This window comes from Pseudarthrobacter sp. YAF2 (assembly GCF_052113345.1).
GTDB lineage: Bacteria > Actinomycetota > Actinomycetes > Actinomycetales > Micrococcaceae > Arthrobacter.
Window position 1 is genome coordinate 46,074 of record NZ_JBFRDA010000001.1, and the last position, 17,718, is coordinate 63,791.

General features: G+C 66.2%; 15 protein-coding genes. 8 read left to right on the forward strand and 7 right to left on the reverse strand.

All coding sequences use genetic code 11. The annotated features are described in order from the left end of the window. Positions 1 to 66 precede the first annotated feature (66 nt). Together AB4Y79_RS00220 and AB4Y79_RS00225 are read right to left on the reverse strand one after the other, a co-directional pair. Complete coding sequence (locus AB4Y79_RS00220) at positions 67 to 2,442, reverse strand: DEAD/DEAH box helicase (RefSeq protein ID WP_441857605.1); 2,376 nt, start codon at positions 2,440 to 2,442, stop codon at positions 67 to 69. Positions 2,443 to 2,515: 73 nt separating this feature from the next. Further along, positions 2,516 to 3,208, reverse strand: coding sequence for a GNAT family N-acetyltransferase (locus AB4Y79_RS00225; protein ID WP_441857607.1), 693 nt, complete (start codon positions 3,206 to 3,208; stop codon positions 2,516 to 2,518). Between the two features lie 104 nt (positions 3,209 to 3,312). Between AB4Y79_RS00225 and trhO the strand changes: the two genes are divergently transcribed. Further along, the gene (trhO, locus tag AB4Y79_RS00230; RefSeq protein ID WP_441857609.1) at positions 3,313 to 4,209 is read left to right on the forward strand and encodes an oxygen-dependent tRNA uridine(34) hydroxylase TrhO; all 897 of its coding nucleotides are present in this window, start codon (positions 3,313 to 3,315) and stop codon (positions 4,207 to 4,209) included. 8 nt (positions 4,210 to 4,217) lie between these two features. Here trhO and AB4Y79_RS00235 read toward each other — a convergent pair whose 3' ends face one another. Together AB4Y79_RS00235 and AB4Y79_RS00240 are read right to left on the reverse strand one after the other, a co-directional pair. Further along, positions 4,218 to 4,778, reverse strand: a complete 561-nt coding sequence (locus tag AB4Y79_RS00235; RefSeq protein WP_441857611.1) for a hypothetical protein — start codon at positions 4,776 to 4,778, stop codon at positions 4,218 to 4,220. A 51-nt stretch (positions 4,779 to 4,829) separates the two neighbouring features. After that, entirely contained in the window at positions 4,830 to 5,300 is a 471-nt protein-coding gene (locus tag AB4Y79_RS00240; protein WP_441857613.1) for a hypothetical protein, read from the reverse strand. 43 nt (positions 5,301 to 5,343) lie between these two features. Between AB4Y79_RS00240 and AB4Y79_RS00245 the strand changes: the two genes are divergently transcribed. From AB4Y79_RS00245 to AB4Y79_RS00260, 4 genes are all read left to right on the forward strand, one after another. Further along, on the forward strand, positions 5,344 to 6,981 hold the full coding sequence (locus AB4Y79_RS00245) for a DUF7059 domain-containing protein (protein ID WP_441857614.1): 1,638 nt from the start codon (positions 5,344 to 5,346) through the stop codon (positions 6,979 to 6,981). Between the two features lie 123 nt (positions 6,982 to 7,104). After that, a complete protein-coding gene (gene topA / locus AB4Y79_RS00250) occupies positions 7,105 to 9,831 on the forward strand; it encodes a type I DNA topoisomerase (protein WP_441857616.1) in 2,727 nt (908 codons plus the stop codon). Positions 9,832 to 9,883: 52 nt separating this feature from the next. Further along, positions 9,884 to 10,303, forward strand: a complete 420-nt coding sequence (locus AB4Y79_RS00255) for an SseB family protein (protein ID WP_441857618.1) — start codon at positions 9,884 to 9,886, stop codon at positions 10,301 to 10,303. Between the two features lie 7 nt (positions 10,304 to 10,310). Beyond that, positions 10,311 to 11,300: a Ppx/GppA phosphatase family protein gene (locus AB4Y79_RS00260; RefSeq protein WP_441857620.1), complete on the forward strand. Its 990-nt coding sequence runs from the start codon at positions 10,311 to 10,313 to the stop codon at positions 11,298 to 11,300. A gap of 269 nt (positions 11,301 to 11,569) precedes the next feature. Here AB4Y79_RS00260 and AB4Y79_RS00265 read toward each other — a convergent pair whose 3' ends face one another. Continuing rightward, a complete protein-coding gene (locus AB4Y79_RS00265) occupies positions 11,570 to 12,343 on the reverse strand; it encodes a class I SAM-dependent methyltransferase (RefSeq protein WP_441857622.1) in 774 nt (257 codons plus the stop codon). 369 nt (positions 12,344 to 12,712) lie between these two features. Here AB4Y79_RS00265 and proC point away from each other — a divergent pair, with 369 nt between their 5' ends. Beyond that, positions 12,713 to 13,546, forward strand: coding sequence for a pyrroline-5-carboxylate reductase (gene proC / locus AB4Y79_RS00270; protein WP_441857624.1), 834 nt, complete (start codon positions 12,713 to 12,715; stop codon positions 13,544 to 13,546). 36 nt (positions 13,547 to 13,582) lie between these two features. Here the strand turns inward: proC and AB4Y79_RS00275 are convergent, their stop codons facing one another. Further along, positions 13,583 to 14,221, reverse strand: a complete 639-nt coding sequence (locus AB4Y79_RS00275) for a potassium channel family protein (RefSeq protein ID WP_018761823.1) — start codon at positions 14,219 to 14,221, stop codon at positions 13,583 to 13,585. Positions 14,222 to 14,261: 40 nt separating this feature from the next. Further along, the gene (locus AB4Y79_RS00280) at positions 14,262 to 15,695 is read right to left on the reverse strand and encodes a TrkH family potassium uptake protein (protein WP_441857626.1); all 1,434 of its coding nucleotides are present in this window, start codon (positions 15,693 to 15,695) and stop codon (positions 14,262 to 14,264) included. A gap of 105 nt (positions 15,696 to 15,800) precedes the next feature. Between AB4Y79_RS00280 and AB4Y79_RS00285 the strand changes: the two genes are divergently transcribed. After that, positions 15,801 to 17,012 (forward strand): acetoin utilization protein AcuC, encoded by a 1,212-nt coding sequence (locus tag AB4Y79_RS00285; RefSeq protein ID WP_441857628.1) that lies wholly within the window; start codon positions 15,801 to 15,803, stop codon positions 17,010 to 17,012. A gap of 81 nt (positions 17,013 to 17,093) precedes the next feature. After that, positions 17,094 to 17,717 (forward strand): ArsR/SmtB family transcription factor, encoded by a 624-nt coding sequence (locus AB4Y79_RS00290; RefSeq protein WP_441857630.1) that lies wholly within the window; start codon positions 17,094 to 17,096, stop codon positions 17,715 to 17,717. Position 17,718 lies beyond the last annotated feature (1 nt).

Consider the following 17,718-nt stretch of genomic DNA (forward strand, 5'->3'; position numbering starts at 1 on the left):
GGACGCCGGCGTGTGATGTGGCCGTTCAGCCCGTTACGCTCGATCCTCCAGCCCGGCACTTCCCGGTCAGCTCCTGGCTTCCTGCTCCACGCGGGTGGCTTCGGTGGCGTCTTTGAGCAGGACGTCCAGCAGGGTTACCGCCGCGGCCTTATCCAACGGGTTGTTCTTGTTGCCACACTTGGGCGACTGGACACACGATGGGCAACCGGTGTCACACTCGCAGACCTGGATGGCATCCCGGGTGGCCGACAGCCACACCATGGCCTTGTCGAACCCCCGTTCGGCGAACCCGGCGCCCCCGGGGTGCCCGTCATACACGAAAATGGTGGGCACCCCGGTGTCGGCGTGCAGTGCCGTTGAGACTCCGCCGATGTCCCACCGGTCGCTGGACGCCACCAGGGGCAGGAGCCCAATCGCGGCGTGTTCGGCCGCATGGAGGGCGCCCGGGAACTGCGCCTCGATCAGGCCGGCCCCCGTCAGGGAACGGTTTTCCACCACGAACCACACCGCTTTGGTGAAAAGGTCCCGGGCGCCCAGCTCAAGCGGTTCCTCGCCCAGCACCTCATTGGAAATCAGTGCCTTCCGCTGGAAGGAGACAACCTGAGTGGTGACCTTCACGTCCCCGAAGTGGACCGTCACGTCACCCCACTGCATGGTTCTCTGGGTCTCCAGCACCTCAATCTGGGTTACGTCCCGGGCGGTCGTGTAGTAGTCCGGGTTGGCCCGCCGCACCATGACGCAGTGGTCGTCTTCATTCAGGTCCTCCACCACGTAGGTATCGCCCTGGTGGACGTACACCGCGCCGGTGTGCGCCTGGTAGTGGGTCTGGGGTGAATCCATGGTTCCCAGGAGCGAACCGGTCTCGGCGTCAACGATGCTGACCGGCCCCCCTCCGTCGGCGCGGAGGTTAAGCATGGCGGCGGCGCTCTGCGAATGGGTCCAGAACCAGCCGGCGGGCCGTCGCCGGAGGTAGCCCTGGGCCACCAGCCGGTCCAGGAGCATTTCCGCGGTATCGCCGAAGAGATCGAGTTCGGCCGGTCCCAGTGGAAGTTCCGCCGCCGCGGCGCACAGGTGCGGTCCAAGGACATAGGGATTGGACGGGTCAAAGACTGTGGCTTCCACCGATACGTCGAAGATAGCCTCGGGGTGGTTCACCAGGTACGTATCCAGGGGATCATCGCTTGCCACGAAGGCGGCGATCGCGTCCTGGCCGGCCCGGCCCGCCCTGCCAATCTGCTGGAACAGGGAGGCCCGAGTGCCGGGCCATCCGGCCACCAGGACGGCGTCGAGGCCGGAAATGTCGATTCCAAGCTCCAGGGCCGACGTACTGGAAACACCCAGCAACTGGCCGGACCGCAGGGACTTCTCCACCGCCCGGCGTTCCTCCGGCAGGTACCCCGAACGGTACGCAGCCACCCGCTGCGGGAGGCTGGGATCCACTTCGTCGAGGAGCCGTTTGGTAATGGCGGAGATCGTCTCCGCGCCGCGTCGTGACTTGATAAACGCGATGGTGCGCACCTGCGCGGAGACCAGGTTGGCCAGCAGGTCAGAGGTCTCGGCCACGGCCGTTCGCCGCTCCTTGGCACCGTTCTCGCCGCGGACGTCCGTCAGCGCCGGTTCCCAGAGGGCCACCGTCGTAGCACCGTGAGGCGAACAGTCGCGGGACACCGCCGTGACGGGGGCGCCAATCAGGCGCGAGAAGGAGACATCAGGCTCCGAAGCCGTGGCGGACGCCGCAATGAACACCGGCTCCGGGAACGACGTTCCCGCCCCGTAGTAGGCGCAAATCCGGCGCAGCCGCCGCATCAGGTTGGCCACATGGGACCCGAACACGCCGCGGTAACTGTGGGCCTCATCCACGATGACATAGCGCAACCGGCGGAAGAACGCAGCCCACCACGCGTGGTTGGGGAGGATGCCGAAGTGCAGCATGTCGGGGTTGGCCAGGATGAAGTTCGCGTGGTCCCGGATCCAGCGGCGGGCGGATGGATCTGTATCCCCGTCATAGGTTTCCGCCCGGACCGTGGGCAGTTTCAAGGCGCGGATGGCATTCAACTGGTCCGCGGCCAGCGCCTTGGTGGGGGAGAGGTACAGCGTCACGGCGCCGTCGTCGTGGATCTTTCCGGGATCCGCCAGCACCCTCAACTCGGACCGGTGGATCGCGTCCAGCGCCGGCAACTGGTACGCCAGTGATTTCCCGGACGCTGTTCCGGTGGCCACCACAACGTGCTGTCCCGCATGGGCTGCATTGGCCGCGTCCACCTGGTGCCGGTACGGCTCCCGGATGCCCAGCGACCCATACGCCTCAACCAGGTCCGGGTGCATCCATTCCGGCCAGGGCTCGTGAACCGCCTCGCGCGCCGGGATGGTGCGGACATGACGGAGCTGTTCCGGTTCCGGGCCGCGGCCCAGCAGGGGAATCAGGGAGTCATGGGGGGTCACCCCACCATTCTTTCACCCGGCACCAAGCCGGATCGCCGCGGTTCGCCAAACGCACAACCGGGCCGCGGCAACCTCAGCTGAGCGAAAGATCCGCCCCGTCATGGGACGCCGAGATCATCAGGACACGGGCAACGGTGGTCCAGCCAAGGTGCGAGTACAGTTTTTGCCCGTCCGCGGACGCCAACAGGAGCCCGGTGCGCACATCATGGCCGAAGGCCTGAGCCGCCAGGGCGCGCATGATGAAGCTGCCCAGGCCCCTGCGCTGGAATGCAGGCTCTGTGATGATCTTGTCGAAGACCGCAGTGTCGCCCACGACGAAAACCCTGCCGCTGGCCGCAATGTCAGCCCCGGAGCGGACCTCTGCATAGTGCACGCCATCCTGCTCGAATGTGGACAGGCTCAGGTCGTCGTCGGAAAGCCACGGATCCTCGGCGTCCTGGGTCTCCATGTCCACGATCATCATCGTCTGCGAATCCGAGGTGACGTTCAGCCCGTGCTTGGCCGCCAAAGCAGTGAACCGGGCGGGATCGTGCGTGAGGACGGTCAGTACCCGCGCGGGGGCTTCTGCCGTCTTGGCCGCCAGCGCCGCGAATTCTTCGGGGGTCGGTTCGGACGCAAAAACTTCCCAGTCCCCGCTGGTATCAGCCCGGAGCACGGCAGGGAACCGGCCCTCCGTTGAGGTCCGGTAGCCGCGACATCCGGCCCAGCCCGCAACCCACACTTGAAACAGACCAGTGATGTCTTCAACCAGGGTTTCCTGACTCATGGCATGAAGACTATTCCAGCCCGATCACCAGCAACAGGGGGTGGCCAAGTGCTTATGGAATTGTGATACGCGCCCGCCTCCAGCCCGGCGGTACCCTTAAATACGTGGCTTTGAACCGAATTGTGCTTTTTTACGGCTTTACCCCGATCGCGGATCCGGACGCCGTGCGGCTTTGGCAGCGCGCCCTCTGCGAGAAGCTCGGCCTGACCGGCCGCATCCTCATTTCCAAGGACGGGATCAACGCCACGGTGGGCGGGGAAATCGGCGCCGTCAAGCAATACGTCAAGACCACCCGCGAGTACCCCGGATTCCGCGGCATTGACGTGAAGTGGTCCGACGGCGGTGCGGAGGACTTTCCCAGGCTCAGCGTCAAGGTGCGGGACGAGATCGTCTCCTTCGGTGCGCCCGGAGAACTTACGGTGGACGCCAACGGCGTGGTGGGAGGCGGCAAGCACCTCAAACCCGACGAACTGCACGAACTTGTGGACGCCAAGAAACAGGGCGGCGAGGACGTGGTGTTCTTCGACGGCCGGAACGCCTTCGAAGCACAGATAGGCCGGTTCAAGGACGCCGTGGTCCCCGACGTCGCCACCACGCACGACTTCATCAAGGAACTCGACTCCGGCAAGTACGACTCCCTCAAGGACAAGCCGGTGGTCACCTACTGCACCGGCGGCATCCGCTGCGAGGTGCTCTCCAGCCTGATGGTGAACCGCGGCTTCAAGGAGGTCTACCAGCTCGACGGCGGCATCGTCCGCTACGGTGAGGCGTTCAAGGACCAAGGGCTCTGGGAGGGCTCCCTCTACGTCTTCGACAAGCGCATGCACCTGGAGTTCAGCGAGGACGCCAAGACCATCGGCCAATGCGTCCGCTGCTCCGCACCCACCAGCAAATTCGAGAACTGCTCCAATCCCAGCTGCCGCACCTTGACGCTGTACTGTGCCGAGTGTGCCTCAAGCCCGGAGACGCTGCGTTGCCCCGAAGGCTGCGCGGCAGCCTGAGCGGCGCGTTAAAGCCTGCGCAGCCGGAACGCATAATTCGCGGCACTGCCGGCTTCCAACCGCACCGTCAGGACGCTCTTCGTGGACAGATAGAAGACGTTTTCGCGGTTAATGCCGCACCGAAGGCCAAGATCCACCAGCGTCAGGGTCTCGGTGCTCACCGTGAACGTCACCCTGCGCTGGCTCCGGCAGGCAAGCGACAGGGTGTAGGTCCCGGTCTCCAGGACCGGTGATGCCACGGTCCGCACCTCGCCGGAACCCAGTAACCCGGCATCCGCCTGGACGTTGGGTGCCGCGCTGTCCGGAAGCACCCGGGACACCCAATCGCCGAGGTCGGCGCCGCTGACCGGGTCCTGCTGCAGCGGATCGCGGGTGAAGGCCGGAACCGGGGCAACAGTGGCGCCCTGCACCGCGCCGGCCCGGCCGTCGTCGTACGTATATTCGCAGCCCGCCAGGGCACCTGCCGCAAGTGCCAGTCCAAGGGCGACGGCGGCCGCCGGCCTCGGTGCCTTGGCCGCCCGTGCTGTCCCCTGGGGACGGAGCGCGGAGATCCTCCGCACGCTGGGCATAGTCCGACTGTATGCCCGCAACAGGCGGCGGGCCATAGCCGGAACCCGGCGTTACTGCGCCGGCGCCAGCTGGTACGCGTAGAGCAGCGGTGCGTCCACGCTGGAGCTGCTGATTTGGACCCGGCCGGTGGCGGGCAGGCTGATTTTGGTGGTCTCGGCACGGCCGTTGCAGGCCGCCCCGGCTTCGGTGACCGCCTTGCCGTCCAGGGACACCGCGAAGAAGGCCTTGCCGGTGCCGGCACACACTGCCGTGAGCGTGTAGCTGCCGGCAGGTACGGAAGCTGCTTCCTGCACCAGGTGGTCCCGGTTGAGGATCTTCCCCGAATCCTGAAGCACAGTGCCCGCCGGGGCAGTGGGCAGCGCCGTGACGCGCCACTGGGGAACGTCCGCGCCCTCCACCGAACCCGCCGGCGAACACCCTGCGACGGCGAGGCCAAGAACTGCGGCGACCATTGCCGCCGGCAGCGAACGGCGGACCGCAGCGGTGCGGGCGCGCGGAAGGAAGGAGAGGCGGGAAGGCATGGTTCCACCGTACCCCGCAGCCGGGCCGGACTAAACTTGAGCGATGCCCAGATCCCCGTACGAGTTCACCGCCGGCAACACTTCCGACGCGCCCCGCAGCGACCTGCCCGGGCTGCTGTCCGCGCTCGCCGCGGACCTGCGCGGACTGGACTACACGCTCGACGGCGTCGCACGGCTGCTGGGGCCCACGGCCTCGGCGGCGCTGAACCGGGACCAGGTCATTCCGGCGATGCTTGCAACCGAGCAGGCAGTGCAGCTCAGCGAAGCGGCGGCGCCGCTCGCCGCCGTAGTCCGGCTGTGGCTCCTGGCCGAGCCCCAAGAAGGGGAAACGCTCGACGCCGCACTGCCGGCGACAGGCGTGGACGGGCTCCTTGAGCTCGGGCTGCTGCAGCCCGTTCCCGGCGCGTCCCTCTTCACGGCAAAGGCCGATCTGCGCCCCTACGGCTGGGATGCCAACCCGGACGGCAGCGGCGGCGCCGAACTGTGGGTGGCCAGCGACCTCGCGGCCCACCAGCAGGCCGGGGTGCTCCGGCACGACCACGTCCTGGGCATCGGGCAGGCGTCCACCACCCTGGTGCAGACCACCATTCGGCAGCACACCGAACGCGCCTTTGACCTGGGCACGGGCTGCGGCATCCAGGCCTTCCACCTGCTGCACCACTGCCAGCACGTGACCGCCACCGACATTTCCGAGCGGGCCCTGGCCTATGCCCGCTTCAACATCCTGCTCAACGCCGAGGCGCTCTCCGTGGATCCGGACCGCCTTGAGGACCGGGTGAGCCTGCGCCTGGGTTCGCTGCTGGAGCCGGTGGCCGGCGAGGAGTTCGGCCTGGTGGTATCCAACCCGCCGTTCGTGATCACGCCGCGCAGTGCCGGCGAGGTGGCGGCCGGCCAGTTCACCTACCGCGACGGCGGCCTGCCGGGCGATGAGATCGTCGCCTCCCTGGTGGCGGACTTGCCCGGCATCCTGGCGCCGGGCGGCGCCGCCCAGATGCTGGGAAACTGGGAAGTCCCCGCCGGTACCACCTGGGATGAGCGGCCAAAGTCGTGGGTGCGGCCGGGCACCGATGCCTGGTTCATCCAGCGCGAGCAGGTCAGCCCGGAACAATACGCCGAAACCTGGCTGCAGGACGCCTCCGAATCCCGGGACCGGCAGCACTACCGGGACGCCTACGCCGCGTACCTTGCGGATTTCGCGTCCCGGGATGTGGCGGGCATCGGCTTCGGGATGGTGTGGCTGCGGCGCCCCGCTGCCGGCAGGCAGGTTGCCATCAGCCGCTACGAGGAAATCACGTACCCCATCGAGCAGCCCGTCGGACCCCACCTGGGCGCCGCCGTCGAACGCAGCGACTGGCTGGCCGGGCACGATCTTGCCGGCACGCACCTGCTCGTGGCGGAGGACGTAACGGAAGAGCGCCACCAGCGCCCCGGCGCTGAGCACCCGGGCGTGATCCTGCTCCGGCAGGGCGCGGGCCTGCGCCGCACCAACCTGATGAGCACCGAGCTGGCAGGGTTCGTGTCCGCGTGCGACGGCGACCTGGCCGCCGGGCAGATCGCCGCCGCTTTGGAGGCCCTCCTGGGCGGAGAGGCCGGGTCATTCCAACGCTCGCTGCTTGCCGACGTGGCCAACCTGGTGCAAGACGGGTTCCTTATTCCGGCCGCGTTTACAGCCGGACAGTAAGGCCCCTTATGCCCCCGGCCGGGCCCCGTCTTTTCCACATGAATGCGCACGATTCCCCAAAATATGGTGAACTAGGCGAACATGGGCTCATCTGCCCCAGCAACCTTTTTCTGTAGGAGCACCGTGCCAAGCAAGGCCAAAACCGGCAAGAAACTCGTGATTGTGGAGTCTCCGGCCAAGAGCAAGACCATCGCCAAGTACCTCGGCGAGGGCTTCATCGTAGAGGCCTCCATCGGTCACATCCGCGACCTGCCGCAACCGTCAGAACTCCCCGCCGAGCTGAAGAAAACGTCGGTCGGCAAGTTCGCCGTCGATATCGACAACGACTTCAAGCCCTACTACGTGGTGTCCGCGGACAAGAAGAAAAAGGTGACTGAGCTCAAGGCTGCGCTCAAGGACGCCGACGAACTTTATCTCGCAACCGATGGGGACCGCGAGGGCGAAGCCATCGCGTGGCACCTGCTGGAAGTGCTCAAGCCCAAGGTTCCGGTCTATCGGATGACGTTCGGCGAAATCACCAAGGAGGCCATCCAGCGCGCCATGGGCAACCTGCGCGATGTGGACCAGGACCTGGTGGATGCCCAGGAAACGCGCCGCGTACTGGACCGCCTCTACGGCTACGAGATCTCGCCCGTATTGTGGCGCAAGGTGGCACGCGGCCTGTCCGCCGGCCGCGTGCAGTCCGTGGTGACCCGCATGGTGGTGGACCGCGAACGCGAACGCATGGCTTTTAAGGCTGCCTCGTACTGGGACCTGACCGGCCAGTTCGGCGCGGACTCCGGCTCGTTCAGGGCCAAGCTCGCCGCCGTTGACGGCGCCAAGGTGGCCAGCGGCCGCGACTTCAACGACAACGGCGAACTCACCGCCAAGAACGTGGCCCACCTCAACGAAGAGCTGGCAACGTCCCTGGCCGCCGGGCTCCAGGACGCGGACTTCCGCGTCCGTTCAGTGGACACCAAGCCGTACACCCGCCGCCCTGCCGCGCCGTTCACCACCTCCACGCTGCAGCAGGAGGCAGGCCGCAAGCTGCGCTTCTCCTCCAAGAGCACCATGCAGGTGGCCCAGCGGCTCTACGAAAACGGCTACATCACCTATATGCGTACGGACTCGTCGGCGCTGAGCGACGAGGCCATCACGGCCGCGCGCCGCCAGGCCTCGGAGCTCTACGGGCCGGAATACGTTCCGCAGTCCCCGCGTGTCTACTCCAACAAGGCCGCCAATGCGCAGGAAGCGCACGAGGCCATCCGTCCCGCAGGTGACTCCTTCCGCACGCCGGCCCAGGTTGCCAAGCAGCTCTCCGGGGACGAGTTCCGCCTCTATGAGCTCATTTGGAAGCGCACCGTGGCTTCCCAGATGGGTGATGCCAAGGGCTCGACGGCGACCATCCGCCTGGGCGCCGTTGCCACCGACGGACGGGACGCCGAGTTCTCCGCCTCCGGCACCGTCATCACCTTCCCCGGCTTCCTGGCCGCCTACGAGGAAGGCAAGGACGAGACCCGCGGTGACGACGACTCCGACGAAGCGCGCCGGCTGCCGAACGTGGCCAAGGATGACTCCCTTACGGCCTCCGACATCCAGGCGGTAGGCCACGAAACCTCGCCGCCGCCGCGTTTCACGGAAGCGTCCTTGACCGCGGAACTGGAGAAGAAGGGCATCGGCCGCCCGTCCACCTACGCGTCCACCATCTCCACCATCCAGGACCGCGGCTACGTCCGGAAGCAGGGCTCCGCCCTGGTGCCCAGCTGGATCGCGTTCTCGGTGATCCGGTTGCTGGAGCAGCACTTCAGCGACTACGTGGACTACGAGTTCACTGCCGACATGGAAGGCGACCTGGACAAGATCGCCAACGGCCAGGAGGCGGGCGCTTCCTGGCTCCGGCACTTCTACTTCGGCGAGGACTCCGAACCCGGCCTGCTCAGCATCGTCAACAACCTGGGCGAGATCGATGCCCGTGAGATCAACTCCATCCCCATCACCGACGACATCACGTTGCGGGTGGGCAAGTTCGGCCCGTACCTGGAAAGCTCGGCCGCCGTCGTTGATCCGAAGACGGGTGAGATCGTGGAATCGGCCCGTGCCAACGTGCCCGAGGACCTGGCGCCGGACGAACTGACCGCGGCCAAAGCCATTGAGCTGATGGAGACGGCGGCGCCGGAGGAACGCGTGCTCGGTGCCGACCCGCACACGGGACATACGGTGGTGGCCAAGAACGGCCGCTACGGCGCCTACGTCACCGAAATCATCCCGGAGATGACCGACGAAGACCTGGCCAAGCAGCCGGTGGAGTACTACAAGAACGGCAAGCCCAAGCCGGCCAAGAAGCCGGTCAAAGCAAAGCCGCGCACGGGTTCCCTGTTCAAGTCCATGACCGTGGATTCCGTGACGCTGGATGAGGCACTGCAGCTCATGAGCCTGCCCCGCGCGCTGGGCGAGGACGCCGAAGGCAACCTCATCACGGTCCAGAACGGCCGGTTCGGTCCGTACCTGAAGAAGGGCACGGACTCCCGCTCCATCGGGTCCGAAGAGGAAATCTTCACCATCACCCTGGAGCAGGCGCTGGAGATCTATTCGCAGCCCAAGCAGCGCGGCGCCCGTGCCGCGGTGCCGCCGCTGGCCGAGTTCGGTCCGGACCCGGTGTCGGAGAAGAACATCGTGGTGAAGGAAGGCAGGTTCGGCCCCTACATCACCGACGGCATCACCAACATCACGGTTCCGCGTGCCACCTCCCTCGAGGAACTCACCCGCGAACAGGCCGTGGAACTGTTGGCCGAGAAGCGCGCCAAGGGACCGGTCAAACGGACGGCCACCCGCAAGGCACCGGCGAAGAAGAAGGCAACGGCCAAGAAGTAGTCTCTGGCCGGCGCGTTTGCGCCGGCCACCGGATCGTGATCGGGTAGACGGTATGACTGAACAGCCCGCGCACACGGATCTCCAGCCGCTCAACGACCTTGAGGAGAAGCTCGCCACCGGCGGACAGGAAGACGCCAATCCTGTGGACGTCATCCTGTCTTTCCTGAACAGCGAGGTCTACATCATCAGTTCGGACACGGTCGAGGGCGTGGACTCCCAGGTTGAACCCCTGGTCCTTGCCAACGCCGACGGCCGCCCCGTCCTTGCCGTTTTCTCGCACCCCACCCGGGTGGACCAGCAGTACCTGGAAGCCGCACCCAACGTGCTGGGCACCCAGGGCGCGGCCATCATCGCCAACCTTGGCGAGGAACTGGGTATGGTGATCAACCCCGGCGCCGCCTACGGTTTCGAGATCGACCCTGAAGGTGTTGCGAACATCCGGCGCGACTTCAAGCGCGCCGACGAGCAATAATGTCCCCATGCGTCTAGGCGTCCTCGACATCGGGTCCAATACTGTCCACCTGCTCCTGGTGGACGCCCACCCCGGTGCACAGCCGGTCCCGTTTGCGTCCCACAAGCGTCCGTTGTCCCTGGTCCAATACCTTGAACCGGACGGCAGCATCAGCGACGAAGGCCAGCACGAGCTGACCGAGTTCGTCCTGGAAGCCTGGGAATTCGCCGCCCGGCACAAGGCCGAGGACCTCCTGGCGTTCTGTACGTCGGCCATCCGCGAGGCCACCAACGGCCCCGCCGTGCTGGCCCGGGTCAAGCACGAGACCACAGTGACCCTCCAGGAACTCACCGGGAGCGAAGAAGCGTCCATGACGTTCTTCGCGGTGCGGCGCTGGCATGGATGGGGTGCCGGTCCCATCCTGAACCTGGACATCGGCGGCGGCTCCTTTGAAATGGCCTTCGGCCAGGACGAACTTCCAGAGGTGGCCACCTCTGTGCCGCTTGGGGCCAGCAGGCTCACCCGCGACTGGTTCCCCGAGGACCCGCCGTCGGCCAAAAGCGTCAAGGAGCTCCGGCGCTACATCAGGGCCACCCTCAAACCTGCTGTCCGGGAATTCGACGGCCTGGGCCGGGCGAACGTGGTGGCAGGCACCTCCAAGACCTTCCGCTCCCTGGCCCGCATCGCCGGGGCTGCGCCCAGCGCCGAGGGCCCCTACGTCAAGCGCGAATTGCACACCTCCGACCTGGGCATCTGGACCCAGCGGATCTCGGCCATGAGCTCAGAGGACAGGCTGCATCTTCCCGGTGTCTCCGAAGCGCGGGCGCATCAGCTCCTTGCCGGCGCCCTGGTGGCCGAGGCCGCCCTGGAGATGTTCAAGTTCAAGAAGCTGCGCATCTGCCCGTGGGCCCTGCGCGAAGGGCTCATCCTGCGCCGCCTGGACCAGCTCGTCTTCGCCGGGCCGCTGGACCCTGCACCCCACGTGGCGGCGTCCCGCCCGGTGGCAGCGGCCAGCTAGGATGCTTCTATATCCGTCAAGGGGCCCTCAGCGAAAGTGGAAGATTCGCACTAGACCTAGTCGACCCACGACTCAACCTCAAGCAGCGAGGTGTCGGAAGGGGCGACCACAACAACATCTGAGTCCTCTCGGTAGACCTCGAGCTCATCCAGTACGCCGTTGATCACGTGGACGAGCACGTGGACCTGGACGGAAACGAAGCAAACGCTGCAGGCGCAAGCGTCCTGCGAGCAACCGCGCGGACCGGCCAGGGACTGAGAGTCCGGTGTCTATACCTTGCTCGCGACCACCATGTAGTTCTCGGCCTCAAGATCGAACGTGCTCAATTCCGTCCGGAGTCCGACCCGGTGCAGCTCGACTTCGAGTTCCTCGTACCGGTAGGGCCAGCAGGACAGCAGTTCCGAGCGGACAAGAACCAGCCCAGTCGCATCAACTTGGGCGATCGCAATCTCGATGTGGTGCTCATCCTCCCAATGCGGCGCAATCTCCCAGCGGTAGACCACGACGGCATCGCGACCGTTCCGGCGGACGAGTCGGTCCCAGATGTCCAGCCGGGAACCTCTGGCCCTCACGAGTTCCCAAGTGCGGGATGTGAGCACCAATCGCCCGCCAGGGCGCAGAAGCCGGGACATCGACTCCAGAGCAGAACCCCTGCCTGTCGCGCCCGCGGCATGGTGAAGCGAGTTGCCAACGCAGAACACCATGTCGAACGTGTCGTCCTCGAAATGGTCGGGCAACTCTTCCCAGTTCGCCCGCACGGCCCGGACGGAGGCCCCGAACTCCTCAGACAACTCTGAAGTCCGGCGAACCATCGCTTCGCTGGCGTCTGTTGCGACAACCTGCATGCCACGACCGGCGAGGCCAACCGCCAACTGTCCGGTTCCGCACGAACAGTCGAGGACGTGAGCGTTCGACGGCAGGAGACTGAGGACGTCATCGAACGACGAAACGAACTCGGCGGGAGGCAACTTTGCATCCGAGATGAGCCATTCGTACACCTCGGCAAGCACATCATATTCCGTCACAACCACTACCTCCGTCACGCAGCAAACTCACGGCGGGACGTCAGTCCATCAACGGAGCAAGCCGGGCACCAATAGTTTTCGCAAGGATAACCCGTCCGCGCAACTCACAGAGCAACCGGGTAAAGACTTACAGAACCAAGGGTTCGGCCACACCAGGCAGTGCCTGACGCAGCAGGGCGCTTAAAAGCGGAAGCACCGGGGCCGGCAACAGGAAAATGGGGGAAAACCTGTTGCCGAGCCACCGGTGCCCTGGCAGGCATCCCCATGCCTGCCGCATCACTCGCACCCTCAATGAGGTAATAACTACGTTAGGACCCGAAGTTGTGCGCCGCCTGCACCGAAGATGAGAGTTGCCTGTGAATGCGTGCGAACTGCAATGATGGAGCTATGAGCAACCGAATTGCATTCCTTGGCTGTGGATCCATGAACGAAGCCATTCTTGGCGGCCTGCTGGAGGCCGGGACGGACCCGGGGGATGTGGTGGCCACTGTCCGCCGCGCGGAGCGCGCCTCGGAACTGGCGGAACGGTACCCCGGCATCACCGCGATCGCCGGCGAGGAAGAACCGGACAACAACAAACAGGCCACCAAGGGATCCGCCGTCGTCATCCTTGGCGTAAAGCCGGTGGGAATTGCGGACCTGGCACGGGAAATCGGCCCCGCCCTTTCGCCGGAGGCGGTGGTGGTCAGCGTGGCCGCGGCAGTGTCCATCGCCCAGCTGGAAGCCGCGCTTCCGGACGGCCAGCCGGTCATCCGGACCATGCCCAACACGCCGGCAAAGCTGGGCCGCGGCGTCGTGTCCGTCTCGCCGGGCACCCACTGCACGCCTGAACAGCTCGGGAAGGTCAAGGACATCCTCCAAGGCGCCGGGACGATTGTTGAAGTGCCCGAGGAACAGGTGGATGCGCTGTCAGCCATCAGCGGGTCGGGCCCGGCCTACGCTTTCTACCTGGCCGAGGCCATGGCGTCGGCGGGGGAGGAGCTGGGCCTGGACCGCGAGCTGTCCGTGCTCCTGGCGCGCGAAACGGTGGCCGGTGCAGGTTTCATGCTCGCCGAGCCCGGGGCGGACCCTTCGGCGCTGCGCAAGGCCGTCACCAGCCCCAACGGCACCACGGAGCGGGCCATAGCCACGTTCGACGAACAAGGCATCCCGGCCATCATCGCCGCCGGTGCAAAGGCGGCAGCGGACAGGGCAGCGGAGATCACCAAGCAACTCGGCTGATCCTGGGCCCACGACGTTAGGGTGCGGTCGGGGACTTTACGGCCGGGCGGCGAAGCGTTCCAGCAGGTCAACGTGCCCGGAGACAATGAGCATGTCCCGCGAGGACACCTTGGTCTCGGGCCGGGCGTAGGTGAAGTCCTCGCCCGGGGACTTCACGCCCACAATGGTCACACCGTACTTGGAGCGGACCTTGGACTCGTCCAGGGTGAATCCCACGGTTTCGCGCGGCGGGTACATCTTGACGATGGCGAAGTCGTCGTCGAACTCGATGAAGTCCAGCATCCGCCCTGAGACCAGGTGGGCGGCGCGGACACCGGCGTCTGCCTCAGGGTAGATCACGTGGTTGGCCCCGATCCGCGTCAGGATCTTGCCATGCGACGGGGTGATGGCCTTGACCCAGAGGTGTTCGATTCCCAGGTCCACAAGGTTGACGGTGATCAGCACGGAGGACTCGATGGACGTACCCACCCCCACCACCGCGGAACTGAATTCCTGCGCGCCGAGCTGGCGCAGGGCGTCGATGTTGGTGGCGTCAGCCTCCACCACATGGGTCAGGAGCGGGGCCCATTTCTGCACCAGGTTCCGGTCCCGTTCGATCGCGAGCACTTCCCGGCCCTGCTTGACCAGCTGCTCTGCGGTGGATGATCCGAAGCGGCCCAGCCCGATCACCAGCACCGGGGCGTTGTGGGCGGGGCGCCGGGGGGCGTCTGTGGAACTAGCCAATGATGGGCCTCTCTTCGGGGTAGTGGTACAACTGGCTGCGCTGGCGCAGGGCCAGGGCGGCTGCGAGGGTAACCGTTCCCACACGGCCCGCGAACATCAGGGCCGTGAGGACATAGACGCCGGCAGGGGGCATCTCGGCGCTGAGGTTGGTGCTCAGGCCCACCGTGGCGAACGCGGAAATGGTTTCGAACAGCACCCGGTCCAGTGACTGGCCGCTGATGGCCAGGAGCAGGAACGCGGACACGGACACCAGGGTGGCGCCGGCGACGATCACCGAAATGGCCACCCGCATGCTGCCCTGCGGGATAGTCCTGCCGTAGACCTTGACGTCCGCGTCACCGCGGGCCTCGGCGACGATGGCCAGGAACATGACGGCAATGGTGGTGACCTTGATGCCGCCGGCCGTGGACGCAGAGCCGCCACCGGCGAACATCAGGGCGTCGGTCAGCAGCATGGTGGTGGAATCCATCTGGTTTTGGTCCACCAGGTTGAACCCGCCCGAGCGGGTCATCACGGAGGCGAACAACGCGTGGGTGATCTTGTCGCCCACATCCATGGTGCCGATGGTCCGGACGTTGTCCCACTCCATCAGTGCCCAGAGGAATGCCCCGGCCACCAGGAGGATCAGCGACACTTGGATGGTCAGCTTGGTGTGCAGGTTCCACTTTTTCCAGTTCAAGCCGTTCTGCTGCAGGACCATCACCACCGGGAAGCCCAAGCTGCCCAGGAACACCCCCACCATCAGGGGGATGAGGATCCACAGATCCGTCTCGTAGGGCACGATGCCGTCCGAGTGCGGTGTGAAACCGGCGTTGTTGAACGACGAGATGGCATAGAAGATGCCGTGCCACACTGACTGCCAGAAGGATTCGCCCAGCGTCATGAACCGGGCGACGAGCGCCACGGCCAGGACGCCCTCGATGACAACGGACGTGGTGATGACGATCCGGAGCAGCGTGCCCACCTCACCGAGGCGGCCGGCGTTGTTCATGGATTCCGCGGCAATGATCTTCCCGCGCACACCCAGCCGCTTGCTCACCATCAGGGCCAGCAGCGAGGCCAGCGTCAACGTGCCCAAGCCGCCGATAAAGATGCCCACCAGGATTACCAGCTGGCCGAAGAAGGACCAGTGCACCGCTGTGGACACCACGGTAAGTCCCGTAACGCAGACGGCCGAGACGGCGGTGAACAGGGCCTCGTGGATGGGAGTTGCGATTCCGTCGGCTGACGAGACCGGCAGGGACAGCAGGAACGTAAACACTACGCAGACGGAGGCGAACGCAGTCAGGGCAAGCCTGGCGGGGGAGGTGTTGGCGATGTCGTCGATGAAGTCGCGGAGACGCGTGAAGATCCAGAGGCCCTCCCGTTCCTGCGCTGGGGGGTGCCAGCTGGCCGGGGTCCGGGGCCTCGACTGGCTCTGCGTCATGTGTGGCTTTTCCTCGGTCGAAACTGCTTCCCCCAGTAGTAAACCACTAAAGCCCCGCTTCATGGCCTGGCTGGGAGTCCGGCGGCCTCGGGTAGCCTGTGATTGATGACATATCTGCCCGGTCTTAGCCAGCCCGCGCCGCCGACGATGGTGGCGTGGAGTCCTGACATGACTGCCTACAATTTTGGCCCCGGCCACCCCATGGCGCCGGAACGGATGGACCTGACGGCCCGCCTGGCACGCAGCCTGGGGCTGTTCGACCTGGACCATGTGGACGTGCAGGCGCCGGAGCTTGCATCCGATGCAGAGCTGGAAGCGGTGCATTCGGCGGATTACGTCGCGGCGGTGCGGAGGGTCAGTGCGGACCCCACCCGCCCGGACGAATCCCGTGGCCTGGGAACCGAGGATGATCCCGCTTTCGCCGGAATGCATGACGCCGCGGCCCGGCTGGCCGGCGGATCCCTCATGGCGGCCCAGGGCGTGCTGGAGGGTTGGGCGGTGCATGCGGTCAACTTCGGCGGCGGCATGCACCACGCCTCCCGGGACCGCGCCAGCGGCTTCTGCATCTACAATGACGCCGCCCTCGCCGTACAGCGGCTCCTCGACGGCGGCGTCGGCAAAGTGGCCTACATCGACGTCGACGCCCATCACGGCGACGGCACGCAGAACATCTTCTGGGACGACCCCCGGGTCCTGACGCTCTCGCTGCACGAAACGGGACTGACCCTCTTCCCCGGAACGGGTTTCGCCAATGAGATTGGCGGCCCCGCCGCTGAGGGAACAGCTGTCAATGTTGCGCTGCCCGCCGGCACCGGGGACGCCGGCTGGCTGCGCGCCTTCTACGCCATCGTGCCGCAGCTGGTAGGCGCGTTCGAACCGGAGGTGATCGTGAGCCAGCACGGCTGCGATTCGCACCGCAGCGACCCCCTCACACACCTCAACCTCAGTGTCGACGGGCAGCGCGAGGCCGCGAACGCCGTCGCGAATCTCGCCGAACGGTATTGCGGAGGCCGGTGGGTCGCCACGGGGGGCGGCGGCTATAACGTCCTGGACGTGGTGCCGCGTGCCTGGAGCCACCTGGTGGCCATTGCCGCCGGGCGGCCGGTGCCGCTGCGCACCGCCGTGCCCGCGGACTGGCGGCAGTATGTGGCAGAGAAATTCGGGACTGTCGCACCCACGCTGATGGGGGACGACGTGGAGTTGTGGTGGCGCTCCTGGGAAGTGGGCTTCGACCCCAACGACGCCGTGGACCGCACCGTAATGGCCACCCGCAAGGCGGTCTTCCCGCTGCACGGCCTGGACCCCTGGTTCGACTAGCAGGACCCGGCTCCGCGCCGGGCAACAGTGACCCCGAAATAGTTGATGCCTTTCGGCGTATATGTCGCTAGGGTGGGAGGCATGGTGACAGACGACGTATTTGCCGTCATAGCGGAATCCACCCGGCGGGACATCCTGGTGGCCCTCCGGACGGGGGACAAAGCCGTGGGGGAGTTGGTGGAGGAACTGGCCGCGAGCCAGCCCACCATTTCCAAGCACCTTAAAGTCCTGCGGGAAGCGCAACTGGTCAGCATGCGCGCGCAGGGCCAAAAGCGCTATTACGCCTTGAACCGGGGCCCCCTGGAGGGCATCGCGAGCTGGCTGGAGACGTTCGACGTCGGCCCGGTCGCCAAGGCGGCCGACTCACCAAGTAACGCCACACCAAGAAGCGCGTCAGCAAGCAGCGCGTCAGCGACGAAGGGCCGGTCCGCGGCAGGCACCGCCTCACCGGGGCTGCCGGAAGCACCCGCCGCCGTCGAGCCGGGCCTGGTTCAGCCGGGCCAGGAGGAAGCCGCGGCGGCCGTCCTGGTGCGGGAGGGGGCCGAACTGAGCCCCGCCGTCGTCATTCCAGGCGGAACCGCCGCCCCGCTGAGTGATGACAGTGTTCCGCAGCAGATCGGACGCAGCGTCGGACGGGCGGCCACCAAAGCCGCCGACCTGCTGGCAAACCTCCCCAACCTGCCCAAGTTCGGCCGGAAGAAATAGC

Bases quoted from the DNA above. Each gene is read 5' to 3' on its own strand.
- AB4Y79_RS00280 (WP_441857626.1), bottom strand. From the start codon at position 15,695: ATGACGCAGAGCCAGTCGAGGCCCCGGACCCCGGCCAGCTGGCACCCC.
- AB4Y79_RS00245 (WP_441857614.1), top strand. From the start codon at position 5,344: ATGCCCAGATCCCCGTACGAGTTCACCGCCGGCAACACTTCCGACGCG.
- AB4Y79_RS00285 (WP_441857628.1), top strand. From the start codon at position 15,801: ATGACATATCTGCCCGGTCTTAGCCAGCCCGCGCCGCCGACGATGGTG.
- AB4Y79_RS00235 (WP_441857611.1), bottom strand. From the start codon at position 4,778: ATGCCCAGCGTGCGGAGGATCTCCGCGCTCCGTCCCCAGGGGACAGCA.
- AB4Y79_RS00225 (WP_441857607.1), bottom strand. From the start codon at position 3,208: ATGAGTCAGGAAACCCTGGTTGAAGACATCACTGGTCTGTTTCAAGTG.
- AB4Y79_RS00290 (WP_441857630.1), top strand. From the start codon at position 17,094: ATGGTGACAGACGACGTATTTGCCGTCATAGCGGAATCCACCCGGCGG.
- AB4Y79_RS00255 (WP_441857618.1), top strand. From the start codon at position 9,884: ATGACTGAACAGCCCGCGCACACGGATCTCCAGCCGCTCAACGACCTT.
- AB4Y79_RS00260 (WP_441857620.1), top strand. From the start codon at position 10,311: ATGCGTCTAGGCGTCCTCGACATCGGGTCCAATACTGTCCACCTGCTC.
- proC (WP_441857624.1), top strand. From the start codon at position 12,713: ATGAGCAACCGAATTGCATTCCTTGGCTGTGGATCCATGAACGAAGCC.
- AB4Y79_RS00240 (WP_441857613.1), bottom strand. From the start codon at position 5,300: ATGCCTTCCCGCCTCTCCTTCCTTCCGCGCGCCCGCACCGCTGCGGTC.